Source organism: Salinivibrio sp. YCSC6 (assembly GCF_004916735.1).
Taxonomy (GTDB): Bacteria; Pseudomonadota; Gammaproteobacteria; order Enterobacterales; family Vibrionaceae; genus Salinivibrio; species Salinivibrio proteolyticus.
This window is the reverse complement of sequence record NZ_CP039516.1, coordinates 650,365-665,745: the sequence shown is the minus strand read 5'-3', so window position 1 is coordinate 665,745 and position 15,381 is coordinate 650,365. Positions and strand designations below refer to the sequence as shown.

Sequence of the window (15,381 nt, the reverse complement as noted above, 5' to 3'; positions counted from 1 at the left end):
TCAATCCGGCGAGTAACGTCAATATCTATCAAATTTTTCGAAGAGGTGCTCTATGCGTCAACGTTTACACACTCTGCTTTCCACTCAATCAAGCTTTGCCCCCTTAGCTTTGCGCCTTCCTGTCGGGGTGATTTTGATCGCTCATGGCGCGCAAAAACTGTTTGGTTGGTTTGGCGGCTATGGCCTTGAAGGAACGGGGCAATGGATGGCATCGATTGGCCTTGAGCCTGGTGTACTAATGGCGTTGATGGCAGGTAGTGCGGAGTTTTTTGGCGGTATGCTGCTGTTGATTGGTCTATTGACGCGCCCTGCTGCGGCTGTCACTGCAATCACCATGCTGGTCGCGATTGTTACCGTGCACTGGGATAACGGCCTGTTTCTAAGCAACAACGGGTATGAGTTTGGATTGGCATTACTGGCTGCCGCCGTCTCATTGCTGTTCAGTGGGGCTGGCAATCTCTCTGTCGATAAAAAGCTCAGCCAGACAATGCGCTAACCGCTGCGACTGACCCAAGATACAAAAATGCCGCGTGTTCAACGCGGCATTTTTCGTGGCCAAAGGTTGGTTGATTAAACGTAAGTCACCCACGCCCAAAGGCTCAACATGGCCATCACGCCGGCAAGGATATCATCGAGCATGATCCCCAGCCCACCATGAACATGCTTGTCCAACCAACTGATAGGCCACGGCTTAATCATATCGAAGAGTCGAAACATCACGAAGCCCGCCAAGATAATCTGCCAGTCGGTGCTTGGCACCAATGCCATGGTGATCCAAAAGCCAACAAATTCATCCCACACAATCGCGCCGTGATCATGCACTTTCATATCCGCAGAGGTACGACCGCAAATCACAATCCCTGCAAGGCTACCGACAAGAATAGCTATCCATAAACCGACTGGCGCTGTGTAGGTAGCAAGTAGCCAATAAAAAGGCACCGCAAACAAGGTACCAACCGTCCCCGGCACCACCGGAGAGAGCCCGCTCCCCAGCCCAACGGCCAGCAAATGCAACGGGTTTTTAAGCGATAAACGCTGCTTAGGATCTGTCACTGTCCAACTCCTTAAAGTGATCCCATCCTGATAGCGTCCAGTCTAAGGGATTACCATCGGCCATCAATTGTAAAGACTGACTGCCATTAATTTGACCAATACAAGAGGCGGTGACCCCAGTGTGTTTCAGTGTTGTCTCTAACGTCCCGCGATACATTTCCGGGACGGTAAAGCACAATTCATATTCTTCACCACTGGTTAAGGCAAGCTTTTGCGCGGTTTCACGGCTGTCCACATCCGCCAGTAACGCCTCCGACAGCGGCAGTTGGGTCACATCAATGGATGCCCCCACACCACTGGCTTTGAGAATATGCTGAATATCAGCCACCAGCCCATCGGAAATATCAATCGCCGCCGAGGCGATACCGCGTAAAGCTTGGCCTGCTGCTACGCGAGGCTGCGCGCGATAATGCCGATTAATCAATGTGGCCGCCCGTGCCTCATCGGTCACTGGCTTACCAAGGACATAGTTCAGTCCTGCTTGACTGTCCCCCAACGTACCGGTGACATATAACCAATCCCCAGGCTTCGCACCATCGCGCGATAATGCCTGTCCATGAGGGACATGACCATGCAAGGTCATGGTAATACTTTTGGGTCCACGCGTGGTGTCACCGCCAATCAGCTGGACTTGAAAATATTCAGCAAGCGCAGAGAAACCTTGGCAAAATCCCGCCACCCACGCTTCATCTGGTTCAGGTAACGTTAGTGCCAACGAGCACCAAGCAGGCATCGCTCCCATGGCTGCTAAATCGCTTAAATTCGATGCCAACGCTTTATGCGCGATATCGGAAGCACTGGCTGTAGCAAGAAAGTGGGTACCTTCTACCATGGTATCTGTGGTGATGGCGAGCTGACAGCCCTCGGGGACTTGGGTAATGGCACAGTCGTCACCAATGCCTAGCGCCACATCGCGGCGGCTCACTGGCTGACGAGCGAAATAATCGCGAATCAGATCAAATTCGTTGCGCGTCATAATGGCTTTCGTGGTATTACATCTAAAAATAAAAAGGCCAGCGGGGCTGGCCTTGAAAGGGAGGTAATTAACGAAGTCGTGGGGCCGCTTTATCAAGCACACCATTCACAAACTTGTGGCTGTCTTCGGCGCCAAAACGCTTCGCCAGTTCCACCGCTTCATTAATCACGACTTTATACGGCACATCTTCACGTTTCACCAATTCGTACATCGCCAAACGCAGCAGAGCGTGCTCCATGTCGTCCAAGTCTTGCAATGGACGTGACAAGTAAGGACGCATTTTGCTGTCTAGCTCTTGATGACTCAGTACCACGCCGCTAAACAGATTGCGGAAATATTCCACATCGGTTTCAGGCTCACGCAGAAGTGGCTCTGCGTCTTTGTGGTCGTCTTCTTCGTACTTTTCGGCTGCAAGGAATTGTGCCTCAATATCTGCGATATTGCCTTGCGCCAGTTGCCATGAATAGATGGCTTGCAATGCAAATTGGCGTGCATTACGTCGTGCGGCTGGTTTCACTCTAACCCCCGTTTAGGATTCAATCTGGGACAGGACATTGACCATTTCAAGCGCGCTCAGTGCAGCCTCTGCCCCTTTATTACCAGCCTTGGTACCTGCGCGTTCGATGGCTTGCTCAATGGTGTCAACAGTCAGCACGCCAAAGGCGACTGGGGTTTCAAACTCCAGTGCAACCTGTGCTAACCCTTTATTACATTCTCCGGCCACATAGTCAAAGTGGGGCGTGCCACCGCGGATCACCGAACCTAGCGCCACAATCGCATCGTAGCGACCGCTTTTGGCTAGTTTCTGGGTCACCAAAGGCAACTCGTAGGCACCGGGACAGCGGACCACGGTAATATTATCTTCGCTGACTTGGCCTTGGCGCTTCAGTGCGTCGATCGCACCTGATAGTAAACTCTCGTTGATAAAGCTATTAAAGCGAGAGATAACAATAGCAACCTGCGCGTTGGGCGCGGCAAATGCACCTTCGATTACGTTCATGAGCCTTCCTGTGACTTGCTTTCCGGAATGAGAAACCGCGCGATTCTAACACATTTTTAGCGAATGGCACCATGTTCCGTGCCAGCCAACCCTGTCGCACATCGCGCGGCCTTGCTTGTTACTTTATTCGGTGACGTATTCCACCACGTTCAACCCAAAGCCTGATAGTGCGTGATAGCGTTTCGTTGATGACGAAAGCAAACGCATTTGCTTAACGCCAAGGTCTGCCAAGATTTGCGAGCCAATCCCAACACGGCGTGACGTGCCTTGCCATTTGGCGCTAGCTGGCTGCTCGCCTTTATCTTGCGCTTCAAATGCTTTCACCTTATTGATAATGGCATCGCTGGTTTCTTCTTTCCCCAAAATCACCAACACACCACCGTCATGACTTATCCGTTGCATCGCACGGGTTAGGCTCCAGCTACGTTCAGCCGTTCGGTCAGATTGAAGCACATCGGTAAAGGTATCTTGCAAGTGCACGCGAACCAAGGTCGGATCAGCGGTCACTTCGCCTTTACACATCGCATAGTGGATTTGGTTATCAATGGTGTCACGGTAGGTGACCAAATCAAACTCACCAAATTCGGTGGGCAACTTACAAGAGGCGACACGCTCAATGGTGGTTTCGTTAAGGTTTCGGTATTCAATCAAATCTGCAATGGTGCCCAGCTTGATACCGTGCTTTTCACAAAACACTTCCAAATCAGGGCGACGCGCCATGGTGCCATCTTCGTTGAGGATTTCGACAATCACGGACGCAGGACTAAAGCCTCCTAAGCGGGCCAGATCACAGCCTGCCTCGGTGTGGCCAGCACGGGTCAGAACACCGCCCTCTTGTGCCATTAAGGGGAACACATGGCCCGGCTGAACTAAATCGGCAGCTTTCGCATTAGGCGCGACCGCAGCTTGTACGGTACGTGCACGATCGGCCGCAGAAATGCCGGTGGTCACCCCTTCCGCCGCTTCAATCGACACCGTGAAAGCAGTGGAAAATTGCGCATTATTGTCAGACACCATCAAAGGTAATCCAAGCTGCTGACAGCGCTGTTGGGTCAGCGTTAAGCAAATCAAGCCCCGACCATGGGTGGCCATGAAATTGATAGCTTCTGGCGTGATCGCTTCGGCCGCAATGATCAAATCGCCTTCATTTTCGCGATCTTCGTCATCCATCAATACCACCATTTTACCTTGGCGGATATCGTCAATGATTTCTTGGGCACTACTTATTGCCATCTTGGATTCCTTATTTCAAAAAGCCGGAACGGGCCAGCGTATCAAGGCTGACTCCCGTTGATTGTGTGGGTTCAGCCGCCTTGTCACCGAGCATTAATCGCTCAAGATAACGGGCGATCACATCAACTTCGATGTTCACTTTGCGCCCAGGGGCAAACGTTTGAATCGTGGTTTGTTCAGCAGTATGCGGCACAATGGTGAGCTTAAATGCACTGCCATTGACATCGTTCACCGTCAGGCTAATCCCATCTACCGTGATCGAGCCTTTCAATGCCACATATTTGGCGAGCTCAGACGGTAATCTAATCCAGTATTCCCACGCGCGGCCGGTTTGGTTCACCGATGTCACTTCACCGAGACCATCAACATGGCCTGCCACCATGTGGCCGCCAAATCGCGTGGTGGGTAGCATCGCCTTTTCAAGATTGACCTTGTCTCCGACCGACAAGTGCCCCAGTGATGAACGCGCAAGGGTTTCAGATGACACATCTGCGCTATAGCCCGTTGCGCTCAATGCTACCACGGTCAAGCACACCCCATTGGTGGCGATACTGTCACCCAGTTTGACATCACAGAGATCAAGCTCACCACTGTCGATAGTCAACGTCATGTCTTGCCCGCGGCGAGTCAGGCGTTCTACTCGGCCTACCGCTTCGATAATTCCAGTAAACATCGTTATTCGTACTCTTGCGTGATCACGGCATGCTCAGAGAGCATGGCGGTTAAGCGAACATCGTCACCGATCCTCGTCACGTGATTAAAGTGAAAGCGCGGTGCATCGTCCATCCGTTGCATCCCATCTAAAGCAACTAAGGGGCGACTGTCGCCTCCTAACAGGACAGGGGCTTGGTAAACAATCAGTTCATCGACTAACGATTCAGTGAGAAGCTGACCCGCTAGCCTTGCGCCCGCTTCGACCCACACTTTGTCAATGTCATGTTCCGCCAATGCGCGAAGGATAGCGGTGAGTGACGCATCGGGCATTACCCATTCTTGCACGTTATCCGGCCACGCATGATTACTCGGTGAATCAACAATACGGATCACATCGCCGTCAATCTGATAGACGGTTGCATCCGGTGAAGTTTTATTATCTCTATCTAGCACAACACGTGTCGGTTGGCGCACAGTCGATTGCGGATAAGCATCAAGTGTGGCTCGAGGAAGTTGGCTTTGGCGTACATTGAGGCTGGGGTTATCGGCCAATACCGTGGCGCTGGTCGATAAAATGGCACTAGCTTGAGCACGAAACGCTTGCACATCGGCGCGTGCGGGCTCACCGGTGATCCATTTACTTTGGCCATTGGCTAAGGCGGTCCGGCCATCGAGGCTCCCTGCCAGCTTAAGCTGTACATACGGCATTTGGGTGAGCATTCGCTTAATGAAGCCGGGGTTTAGTGCCTTGGCCTGCTCCGCCATCACACCGACGACCACCTCAATACCTGCTTCTTGTAAGCGCGCAATGCCTCTCCCTGCCACTTGAGGATTGGGATCTTGCATGGCACACACTACGCGACTGACGTTAGCGGCAATTAAGGCATCGCAACACGGTGGCGTGCGACCATAGTGAGAGCAAGGCTCTAAGGTGACATAAGCTGTCGCCCCTTGTGCACGTTCCCCCGCCGCCTTTAAAGCGTGTACCTCGGCATGTGGCCCGCCGGGAGCAAGATGAAACCCTTCACCAACAATGTCGTCACCATGCGCAATCACACAGCCCACATTGGGATTCGGGGTCGTGGTAAAGCGCCCTTGAGCGGCAAGCGCGAGTGCGCGCGCCATCATGGTGTTATCGCGTTGGTTGTTACTCATTTTTGCAGCCGTGCAATTTCTTCACCGAACTCACGAATATCTTCAAAGCTGTGATAGACAGAGGCAAAACGGATATACGCCACTTTATCGAGCTCTTTGAGTGCTTCCATCACTAAGTTACCAACCGAGGCTGAGCTAATCTCTCGCTCACCGGTCGCGCGAAGGCGTGATTTAATGCTGTTGATCGCTTTTTCAATATCGTCCGCACTGACAGGCCGTTTTTCCAGTGCGCGCTGAATGCCACCGCGCAGCTTTTCTTCGTCAAAAGGCTCACGATTACCATTGGTTTTGATGATGCGTGGCATCACCAGCTCTGCCGTTTCGAACGTGGTATAGCGTTCTGCGCACGCCAAACACTGGCGACGACGACGAACTTGATGGCCATCGGCGACGAGTCGAGAATCGATCACTTTGGTGTCGGTTGCACCACAGAATGGACAGTGCATGGGGCTAGCCTCCTCAATATCATCCCGTTAGTGTAACCGATTTGCGATTATGAAAAAGCCTGCAAACGGCGAGTTTGTAACGATTCTGTGCGCAAAGCTGATTTCGTTAAGAATCGGTGGCTAACCAAGCACAAAAAAGGCGCCTGAAGGCGCCTTTGCTGTTTCACTTACAACGCTCACCGGTTACGCATAAACCGGTAGGCGGCGGCAAATGGCCTGAACTTTTTCTTTAGTTTCAGCAATCACTTGCTCATTGTTGATGTTATCTAACACATCACACATCCAATGCGCGAGCTGTTCAGCGTCTTGCTCGGTAAAGCCACGGCGTGTAATCGCTGGCGTCCCCACACGAATGCCTGAGGTGACAAACGGGCTACGTGGATCGTTCGGCACACTGTTTTTGTTCACTGTGATATTCGCGGCACCGAGCGCAGCATCCGCTTCTTTACCAGTGATGTCTTTGTCAATCAAATCAACCAAGAACAAGTGGTTGTCGGTTGACCCTGACACGATGTTATAACCGCGTGCTTGGAACCCCTTCACCATTGCACGCGCGTTATCAATCACGCGCGCTTGATAGGCTTTAAACTCAGGTTCCATCGCCTCTTTAAACGCGACAGCTTTACCCGCAATCACGTGCATCAGTGGGCCACCTTGGCCACCTGGGAACACCGCAGAGTTGAGCTTTTTGTAGAGGTCTTCACCCGCATTAGACAGGATCAAACCGCCGCGCGGCCCTGCTAGGGTTTTATGGGTGGTGGTGGTAACCACGTGTGCATGCGGCAATGGATCTGGATACACGCCTGCTGCAATCAAACCAGCAACGTGTGCCATGTCCACCATGAACCAAGCGCCCACTTTGTCGGCGATTTCACGCATACGCTTCCAATCCACCACTTGCGAATAGGCAGAGAAACCACCAATGATCATTTTCGGCTTATGTTCCAGCGCGAGCTGTTCCATTTGCTCGTAATCAATCTTACCCGCTTCATCAATGCCGTACGCAACCACTTCATAGTGTTTGCCTGAAAAGTTGACCGGAGAGCCGTGCGTTAAGTGGCCACCATGCGCCAAGCTCATGCCCAAAACCTTATCGCCTGGGTTTAGCAGCGCCATATACACAGCACTGTTAGCTTGTGAGCCAGAGTGAGGTTGCACGTTGGCATATTCACAACCAAACAATTCACACGCACGCTCAATCGCAAGAGCTTCCACTTTATCGACATGCTCACAGCCGCCGTAATAACGCTTGCCGGGGTAGCCTTCGGCATATTTGTTGGTCAGTTGAGAGCCTTGCGCTTCCATGACGCGTGGGCTGGTATAGTTTTCTGACGCAATCAGCTCAATGTGTTCTTCCTGACGAGCCGTTTCTTCTTCAATGGCTGCGAACAGTGCCGGATCGTAATCCGCAATTTTCATGTCACGCTTTAGCATTTGTCTCTCCTGACTCAATGGTGGCGGGCTATTACCCTTAAAGCGAATGCTACCCGTACCCAAGTTGGCCCGATAGCTCGAATGGTTTTGATATGGCATAGTGCACCACACCTTGGGTTAGTCGCCTTACACATTTAAAGTGACTAAACCAAGGCAAATAGGCGGAAAAGTCGGCGTTTTAAAAGCCCGACGCAAACGTTTACGCTACCGCCATTACTGCGTTCGTCATTCTACAAAAAAACCACTGCAACAGGTAGTGTCAATCGGCCGTTTTTTTTATACGTCGGTTGTGCCAGATTAGTCCGCCATACAGAAATGCAGATTGTGCGCTGTAAACAATTTACACGCGAGTATCAAATTGCTGACATCCTATCAGCCAGTGATTTACTTGGCTGACTTTTTATTACTCTCATTTGGCGATAAAATCCGCGCCCGCAATTCCCATTAACCTTATTTAACCGCCGCCCCAGTTGGGTTTTGGCGGACTTTTTGTTGCTGTTTATGTAGGGAGAAGCCGTGTGAGCCGATATCAACACAGCTTAAAAGAAGATGTGATCGCCATTGCCTCTGGGGCGTTTCTCGTCGCACAAGGGGTGTTTTTCTTGCAACAGGCCGGACTGTTAACCGGCGGGACGACTGGCCTTGCTTTGTTAGTCAGCCAATTTACTGACCTGTCCTTCGGCACCCTGTACTTTCTGTGTAACTGTCCGTTTTATTTGATGGCTTGGTTTCGTATGAGCCCGCGCTTTGCTGTGCGTAGCTTACTCGCCGGTGGCGCGGTGTCCGTGATGGCCGACCATATCGCCTACTTTTTTCAAATCACTTGGTTGGCCCCCGCCTATTGTGCGGTCATTGGTGGCTTGCTGATGGGCGTCGGCATGTTGATGATTTTCCGACACAATGCCAGCTTAGGCGGTTTTAACGTACTGGTGCTTTATTGTCAGGACAAGTTTGGGATCTCGGCAGGAAAACTGCAAATGGGTATCGACTGTACCATCTTGGCGTTATCTTTCTTCCTCATCGACCTCAATCTCTTGATGTGGTCGGTGGTTGGCGCGATTGTGCTCAACTTAGTCTTGGCGATGAATCATAAGCCGGGTCGTTATCAAGCGCATCCGGCCAACCCTGGTGCGTAGCCAATCACCACGCCACACAAACAACAAAGCCAAGCATCACGCTTGGCTTTTTGTTGCTTACCGTATTCGTCCAACTCGCGATATTAAATCGCTTCTTCGTCTTCTTCACCGGTACGGATACGCACCACGCGTTCAACATCGAAGACAAAGATTTTACCATCACCAATTTTACCGGTTTGTGCGGTATCAATGATGGTTTCAACACACTGTTCTGCGACATCATTCGCGACCACGACTTCCAGCTTGACCTTAGGCAGAAAGTCCACCATGTATTCAGCGCCTCGGTAAAGCTCAGTATGACCTTTCTGACGACCAAAACCTTTTACTTCTGAGACAGTCATCCCCGTGATGCCCACGTCGGCAAGTGCTTCGCGTACGTCATCGAGTTTAAATGGCTTGATGATGGCTTCAATTTTTTTCATTCCGTTATCCTTCTCGTTGGCCGCAGCCGGTCCTGATGGATCAGTTGTTTAGCTGAAATTGTATCGCAGCCGGATAAAAAATCATCCATCGATTCACGCTTATCACTAAAAAGCCGCCATAGATTGGCGGCTTTGATTGGTATAAGGCTTATCCCAGTGTGACCCGCGCGTTGCGGAACATGCGCATCCACGCACTGTCTTCGCCCCAATCATCAGGGTGCCAAGAGTTAGCAACCGTACGGAATACCCGCTCAGGGTGCGGCATCATAATGGTGACGCGGCCCGACTCAGTGGTCAGCGCGGTAATGCCATTTGGTGAGCCATTCGGGTTGGCAGGATACGCTTGTGTTGGCTGGCCGTGATTATCGGTGTAACGCAACGCCACCGTACCTGACGCCTCAATAGCCGCTAGATGCTCTGCATCACGCACCTCAACACGTCCTTCACCATGCGATACCGCAATGGGCATCCGTGAACCCGCCATCCCAGCAAAGAAGGCGGAGGGGCTTGATTGCACTTCCACCATGCTAAAGCGTGCTTCAAAGCGCTCCGACTCGTTACGAACAAATCGTGGCCAGTGTGCGGCACCTGGGATCAGCTCATGCAGGTTCGATAGCATCTGGCAGCCATTACACACGCCAAGTGCCAAGGTATCTTCACGCGTAAAGAAGTCGCTGAATTGATCGCGTGCGCGGCTGTTAAACAGAATTGATTTCGCCCAACCTTCACCAGCGCCTAACACGTCACCGTAAGAGAAACCGCCACAGGCCACCAGCCCTTGGAAACCGTCCAAACTGACGCGTCCTGAGAGAATGTCACTCATATGAACATCCACAGCGTTAAAGCCAGCGCGATCGAAGGCGGCAGCCATTTCCACATGCGAGTTCACGCCTTGCTCACGCAAAATAGCCATCGTCGGTTGTTGACCGGTAGCGATATATGGCGCAGCAATATCTTGGTGCACATCAAAGCTCAGACTGGCGTGCAACCCAGGATCGATAGCCTGTTTAGCGTCAAACTCTTGGCGGGCACAGTCCGGATTATCGCGACGCGCTTGCATCTGATAGGTGGTTTCAGCCCAAATCTGACGTAAGTGCTGGCGACTGGCTTGATAGATAGGCGCCTCACCATGACGCAAGATAATCTCATCGCTATCGTTTAAGCCGCCAATCAGGTGGCTGCATGCGGTTAATTGATGTTCATCCAACACCGCATTAACACGCTCGAGATCTTGCGCCGCCACTTGGATCACCGCGCCCAGTTCTTCGTTAAACAGTACCGACAAGGCATCGTCGCCTAAACGGGCGATATCCACGTCAATACCGGTGTGACCGGCAAACGCCATTTCCGCCAAGGTGACGAACAGTCCGCCATCAGCTCGATCGTGATACGCCAGTAACTTTTGCTCTGCTACCAAGGTTTGCATCGCATTGAAAAAGCCTTTTAGGCGGGCGCTGCTGGTGACATCGGCAGGCTTATCGCCCAATTGGTGGTAAACCTGAGCCAACGCGGTTGCGCCCAGACGCTGCGCGCCCTCACCGAGATCGATCGCGATCAAGTGGCTGTCACCTTTATCGGTACGCAGTTGTGGGGTCACGGTACGACGCACATCTTCCACGCGGCCAAAGGCGGTGATAATCAGCGACATCGGCGCGGTGACGGTTTTGTTTTCACCGTCTTGCTGCCACTGGGTTTTCATCGACATCGAGTCTTTACCCACCGGAATGGTCAGTGACAGCTCAGGACACAGCTCCTCGCCAACGGCTTTAACCGCTTCGTACAACCCGGCGTCTTCGCCCGGATGACCTGCCGCGGACATCCAGTTCGCAGACAGTTTAATGTTAGTCAGGCTACCAATATCGGCACAGGCGATATTGGTAAGTGCTTCGCCGACCGCCATACGGGCAGAAGCAGCAAAGTCGAGCAAGGCAGCTGGGGTACGCTCACCCATCGCCATCGCCTCGCCGTGATAACTGTCATAACTGGCCGCCGTGACCGCACAGTTAGCGACCGGTACCTGCCAAGGGCCGACCATTTGGTCACGCGCAACCAGTCCGGTCACCGAACGGTCACCGATGGTGATCAAGAAGGTTTTCTCCGCCACCGCCGGCAAGCGTAAAACACGCTCACAGGCTTCCGCTAGCTCAATGCCTTGGGTGTTAAGCGCGGTACCTGTCACTTGCTGACGCATCACATCCCGGTGCATTTTGGGCGCTTTACCCAGCAAGATATCCATCGGCATGTCGATAGGGGTATTGTTGAAGTGGCTGTCTTCAAGCGACAGATGACGCGCATCGGTGGCCTCACCAATCACCGCGTACGGCGCCCGTTCACGCTCGCATAAGGCTTCGAAAAGCGCCATATTTTCCGGTTTAACCGCCAAGACATAACGCTCTTGTGACTCGTTACACCAAATGGCAAGCGGACTCATTCCCGGCTCATCATTAGGAATGTCACGCAAGTTAAAGCGTCCACCGCGGCCGCCATCATCGACCAGCTCAGGCATCGCATTGGACAGGCCACCTGCGCCCACATCGTGGATAAAGGCAATCGGATTATCGTCGCCAAGCTGCCAGCAACGATCGATCACCTCTTGGCAGCGACGCTCCATTTCTGGATTCTCACGCTGTACCGAGGCAAAGTCTAAGTCTTCCGCTGACTGGCCTGACGCCATCGACGATGCCGCACCGCCGCCAAGGCCGATGTTCATCGCCGGACCACCTAACACAATCAGTTTGGCGCCCACGTCAATCTCGCCTTTTTGCACATGGCCGTCACGGATGTTACCCATACCACCGGCGATCATGATGGGTTTGTGATAGCCACGCACTTCCTCACCGGCATGCGAGGTCACCAATTGCTCATAGGTGCGGAAATAACCCAGCAAGTTAGGCCGGCCAAATTCGTTGTTAAACGCCGCGCCGCCTAGCGGGCCTTCCAGCATAATATCGAGCGCAGTGGCAATGCGCTCAGGCTTACCATAATCGCGCTCCCACGGCTGAACAAAGCCCGGAATTTTGAGGTTAGAGACGGAAAAACCGACCAATCCTGCTTTGGGTTTGCCTCCGACACCGGTTGCCCCCTCATCACGAATCTCACCGCCAGAGCCTGTTGCCGCGCCTGGCCACGGTGAAATCGCGGTAGGATGGTTGTGGGTTTCCACCTTCATCAAAATATGAGCCGGCTCATGGTGATATTGATAAGTGTGGCTGTCAGGGCTGGGGAAAAAGCGCCCAACGCTTGAGCCCATCATCACGGCTGCGTTGTCTTTATACGCCGACAGCACGTTATCTGGGGTTTTCTCATAGGTGTTTTTGATCATTTTAAACAGCGACTTAGGCTGTTTTTCACCATCAATGGTCCAGTCGGCGTTGAAAATTTTATGTCGGCAATGCTCAGAGTTGGCTTGCGCAAACATCATCAGTTCGATGTCGTTAGGATTACGCCCCAGCTGGGTGAAGTTCTCGACCAGATAGTCAATTTCATCTTCTGCCAGTGCCAACCCTAAGGCTTGGTTGGCCTCGACTAAGGCGGCGCGGCCACCTGAGAGAATGTCTACGCTATGCATCGGCGCAGGTTCCGCTTGCTCGAATAGCACCGCGGCGGCCTCAAGCTCACTGAACACAGCTTCCATCATCCGATCGTGCAACAATCCCGTTAAGGTTGCGTGTTGCTCACTGGTCAAAGGAGCAGATAACTGAATATAGTACGCCGTACCGCGCTCTAAGCGTTTCACCGCGTCCAAGCCACAGTTATGGGCAATATCGGTTGCTTTGGATGACCACGGCGACAAGGTGCCGGGACGAGGCGTAACGAGAAACAGCGTCCCTTCAGGCGCATGCGGCGGTAAAGTGGGCCCGTAAGTCAGCAACTTTTCGAGCTTTTCGCGACTCGCGCTATCCAAGGGGTGATGCAAATCAGCGAAGTGAATAAACTCAGCATACAGTGCCGTGACTGGCAACTGATGCGCATGACAGCTAGCCAGCAGTTTATTGACACGAAACTCAGACAGTGCGGGGGAACCACGCAAAATATCCATGTGCGTACGTCTCTCGTTAGCAGTTAGTGAAAGGGGTATACCCAAATTAACACGCGCTGGCATGTAAACTTGGGTATCACAACTCACACTGGCAGCCTTTGCTGTCTGCAGGTTTACGCCCATTTTTTGCTGGCCTTTTAAGCAAGCGGCGGCCATTATAGGGGAAAATCCTCGCGGGCAACACACCTGACGCAACCGTTTGCGCAAAAAATTTCCCCTCTATCGGTCGGACGCCTATTCACGTAGAATGGAGGGTCCATTGATCACGGCCTGTGTCTTCACGCCGGCCCGCAACAAGAGCAACAGCCTTTGAGACAGCGTCGATTTACTCTGCCATCTTGGATTGCCTGCGTGGCCCTTGTGCTGCTAACCCTGCCTTTGGCGGGCTGTGATTGGCATTTTGATGACCGTACGACTCTCGAAAAAATCCGCGATCGCGGCGTGCTAAGAGTGGGCACACTCAATAATCAGCTTTCTTATTACATCGGTCCTAATGGTCCAACCGGCCTAGATTATGATTTAGCCAAGCGCTTTGCCGATAAGCTGGGCGTAAAATTGGAAATGACGCCTACCTACACGCTCTCCGGGCTCTTTCCCGCCCTTGAGCGCGGCGATGTTGACATTATTGCCGCGGGCCTGACCATCACACCGCAACGCCTTGACGCCTTTCGCCCCGGTCCTGCGTACTATTTTGTTAGCCAACAAGTCGTGTATAAAAATGGCCACTGGCGACCGCGTGATGTCGATGATTTCAACCGAGATGATGCTGTAATGGCAGTGGTTGAAGGCTCCAGTCATGACTTAACATTGCAATCACTGAAACAAGCCCATCCTGCACTGTCTTGGCAAGTCGTCCAAGATGCCGATGACGACGAACTCCTCAAACAAGTCGCGAATGGTGACATCGACTTTACCATTGCCGACTCCGTCGACATTGCGCTGATCCAACGCACCCACCCTGATATCACCGTCGCGATGGAACTGAGCGAAGACGAGCCAGTCGCTTGGTTTATGAAAAAGCAAGGCGATAGCAGCGTTTACGCCCTGATGGTGGAATTTTTTGGTGACCTTGCTCAAAGCGGCGAACTGGCGATTTTGGAAGAGAAATACTTTGGTCACGTGGATCAGTTTGATTACGTCGATACCCGCGCCTTTTTGCGCGCGATTGAGAGCAAACTGCCCAAGTGGGAGCCGCTATTTAAAAAATACGCCAATGAATTTGACTGGCGTTTACTCGCCGCCCTGTCTTATCAGGAATCACATTGGAACCCGCGCGCTATTTCACCGACTGGTGTGCGCGGCATGATGATGCTGACCTTACCGACCGCAAAATCTGTCGGCGTACGCAACCGACTTGATCCCGAGCAGAGCATTAAAGGCGGCGCCCTTTATCTGCAACGGGTATTGGAACGCGTACCGGATAGCGTGAACCCGCATGAACGTATTTGGTTTGCGCTTGCCTCGTACAATATCGGTTTTGGCCACATGATGGATGCACGCCGCCTCACGGAGGCACAAGGGGCCAACCCTAACTCGTGGAGTGATGTGAAAAAGCGTCTGCCCATGCTTGCCAAGCGCCAATACTATACCCAAACACGCTACGGCTATGCGCGTGGATACGAGGCGTTAAGCTACGTCGAAAATATCCGCCGTTATTATCAAAGTATTCTAGGCTATGAAAAAGCGCATATTGAAGCGCTCGACAATGAGCAGGTTGAAGACTTAGGCGGCCTACAAACCATTGTCGCGCCAGCGCCTGAGCAAGAGTCTGAAACCGTCACAGACACTGACGAAACGTCACCACAAAGCGACGCTAACCAGCAACAGCAATGA

General features: G+C 52.4%; 14 protein-coding genes. 3 read left to right on the top strand and 11 right to left on the bottom strand.

Annotated elements, in window-relative coordinates; all coding sequences use genetic code 11:
- Window positions 1–52: 52 nt before the first annotated feature.
- Window positions 53–496 (top strand): DoxX family protein, encoded by a 444-nt coding sequence (locus E8E00_RS02895; protein WP_069589283.1) that lies wholly within the window; start codon window positions 53–55, stop codon window positions 494–496.
- Window positions 497–570: 74 nt separating this feature from the next.
- Here E8E00_RS02895 and E8E00_RS02890 read toward each other — a convergent pair whose 3' ends face one another.
- The 9 genes from E8E00_RS02890 to glyA form a co-directional block, all read right to left on the bottom strand.
- Window positions 571–1,053 (bottom strand): phosphatidylglycerophosphatase A, encoded by a 483-nt coding sequence (locus tag E8E00_RS02890; RefSeq protein WP_069589281.1) that lies wholly within the window; start codon window positions 1,051–1,053, stop codon window positions 571–573.
- Window positions 1,040–2,029, bottom strand: a complete 990-nt coding sequence (thiL, locus tag E8E00_RS02885) for a thiamine-phosphate kinase (protein WP_096629632.1) — start codon at window positions 2,027–2,029, stop codon at window positions 1,040–1,042. The genes E8E00_RS02890 and thiL overlap by 14 nt, the downstream gene beginning before the upstream one ends.
- Before the next feature lie 67 nt (window positions 2,030–2,096).
- Window positions 2,097–2,546: a transcription antitermination factor NusB gene (gene nusB, locus E8E00_RS02880; protein ID WP_069589278.1), complete on the bottom strand. Its 450-nt coding sequence runs from the start codon at window positions 2,544–2,546 to the stop codon at window positions 2,097–2,099.
- 12 nt (window positions 2,547–2,558) lie between these two features.
- Window positions 2,559–3,029, bottom strand: coding sequence for a 6,7-dimethyl-8-ribityllumazine synthase (gene ribE / locus E8E00_RS02875; RefSeq protein ID WP_069589277.1), 471 nt, complete (start codon window positions 3,027–3,029; stop codon window positions 2,559–2,561).
- Window positions 3,030–3,152: 123 nt separating this feature from the next.
- Window positions 3,153–4,262, bottom strand: a complete 1,110-nt coding sequence (gene ribBA / locus E8E00_RS02870; RefSeq protein WP_069589276.1) for a bifunctional 3,4-dihydroxy-2-butanone-4-phosphate synthase/GTP cyclohydrolase II — start codon at window positions 4,260–4,262, stop codon at window positions 3,153–3,155.
- 10 nt (window positions 4,263–4,272) lie between these two features.
- The gene (locus E8E00_RS02865) at window positions 4,273–4,935 is read right to left on the bottom strand and encodes a riboflavin synthase (RefSeq protein WP_069589274.1); all 663 of its coding nucleotides are present in this window, start codon (window positions 4,933–4,935) and stop codon (window positions 4,273–4,275) included.
- Window positions 4,936–4,937: 2 nt separating this feature from the next.
- Entirely contained in the window at window positions 4,938–6,071 is a 1,134-nt protein-coding gene (ribD, locus tag E8E00_RS02860; protein WP_096629635.1) for a bifunctional diaminohydroxyphosphoribosylaminopyrimidine deaminase/5-amino-6-(5-phosphoribosylamino)uracil reductase RibD, read from the bottom strand.
- Complete coding sequence (gene nrdR / locus E8E00_RS02855) at window positions 6,068–6,517, bottom strand: transcriptional regulator NrdR (RefSeq protein WP_069589271.1); 450 nt, start codon at window positions 6,515–6,517, stop codon at window positions 6,068–6,070. Before nrdR ends, ribD begins: the two co-directional genes overlap by 4 nt.
- Window positions 6,518–6,700: 183 nt before the next feature.
- Window positions 6,701–7,951 carry a serine hydroxymethyltransferase gene (gene glyA, locus E8E00_RS02850; RefSeq protein ID WP_069590692.1) on the bottom strand — a complete coding sequence of 417 codons (1,251 nt, stop codon included), beginning with the start codon at window positions 7,949–7,951 and terminating at the stop codon, window positions 6,701–6,703.
- Window positions 7,952–8,469: 518 nt separating this feature from the next.
- Here glyA and E8E00_RS02845 point away from each other — a divergent pair.
- Window positions 8,470–9,087 (top strand): YitT family protein, encoded by a 618-nt coding sequence (locus tag E8E00_RS02845; RefSeq protein ID WP_069590690.1) that lies wholly within the window; start codon window positions 8,470–8,472, stop codon window positions 9,085–9,087.
- Between the two features lie 83 nt (window positions 9,088–9,170).
- Here E8E00_RS02845 and glnB read toward each other — a convergent pair whose 3' ends face one another.
- Both glnB and purL read right to left on the bottom strand, forming a co-directional pair.
- Entirely contained in the window at window positions 9,171–9,509 is a 339-nt protein-coding gene (gene glnB, locus E8E00_RS02840; RefSeq protein ID WP_069590688.1) for a nitrogen regulatory protein P-II, read from the bottom strand.
- Between the two features lie 148 nt (window positions 9,510–9,657).
- Window positions 9,658–13,548 (bottom strand): phosphoribosylformylglycinamidine synthase, encoded by a 3,891-nt coding sequence (purL, locus tag E8E00_RS02835; protein ID WP_096631484.1) that lies wholly within the window; start codon window positions 13,546–13,548, stop codon window positions 9,658–9,660.
- 363 nt (window positions 13,549–13,911) lie between these two features.
- On the opposite strand from purL, the gene mltF reads away from it, so the two are divergent.
- A complete protein-coding gene (mltF, locus tag E8E00_RS02830; protein ID WP_069590696.1) occupies window positions 13,912–15,381 on the top strand; it encodes a membrane-bound lytic murein transglycosylase MltF in 1,470 nt (489 codons plus the stop codon).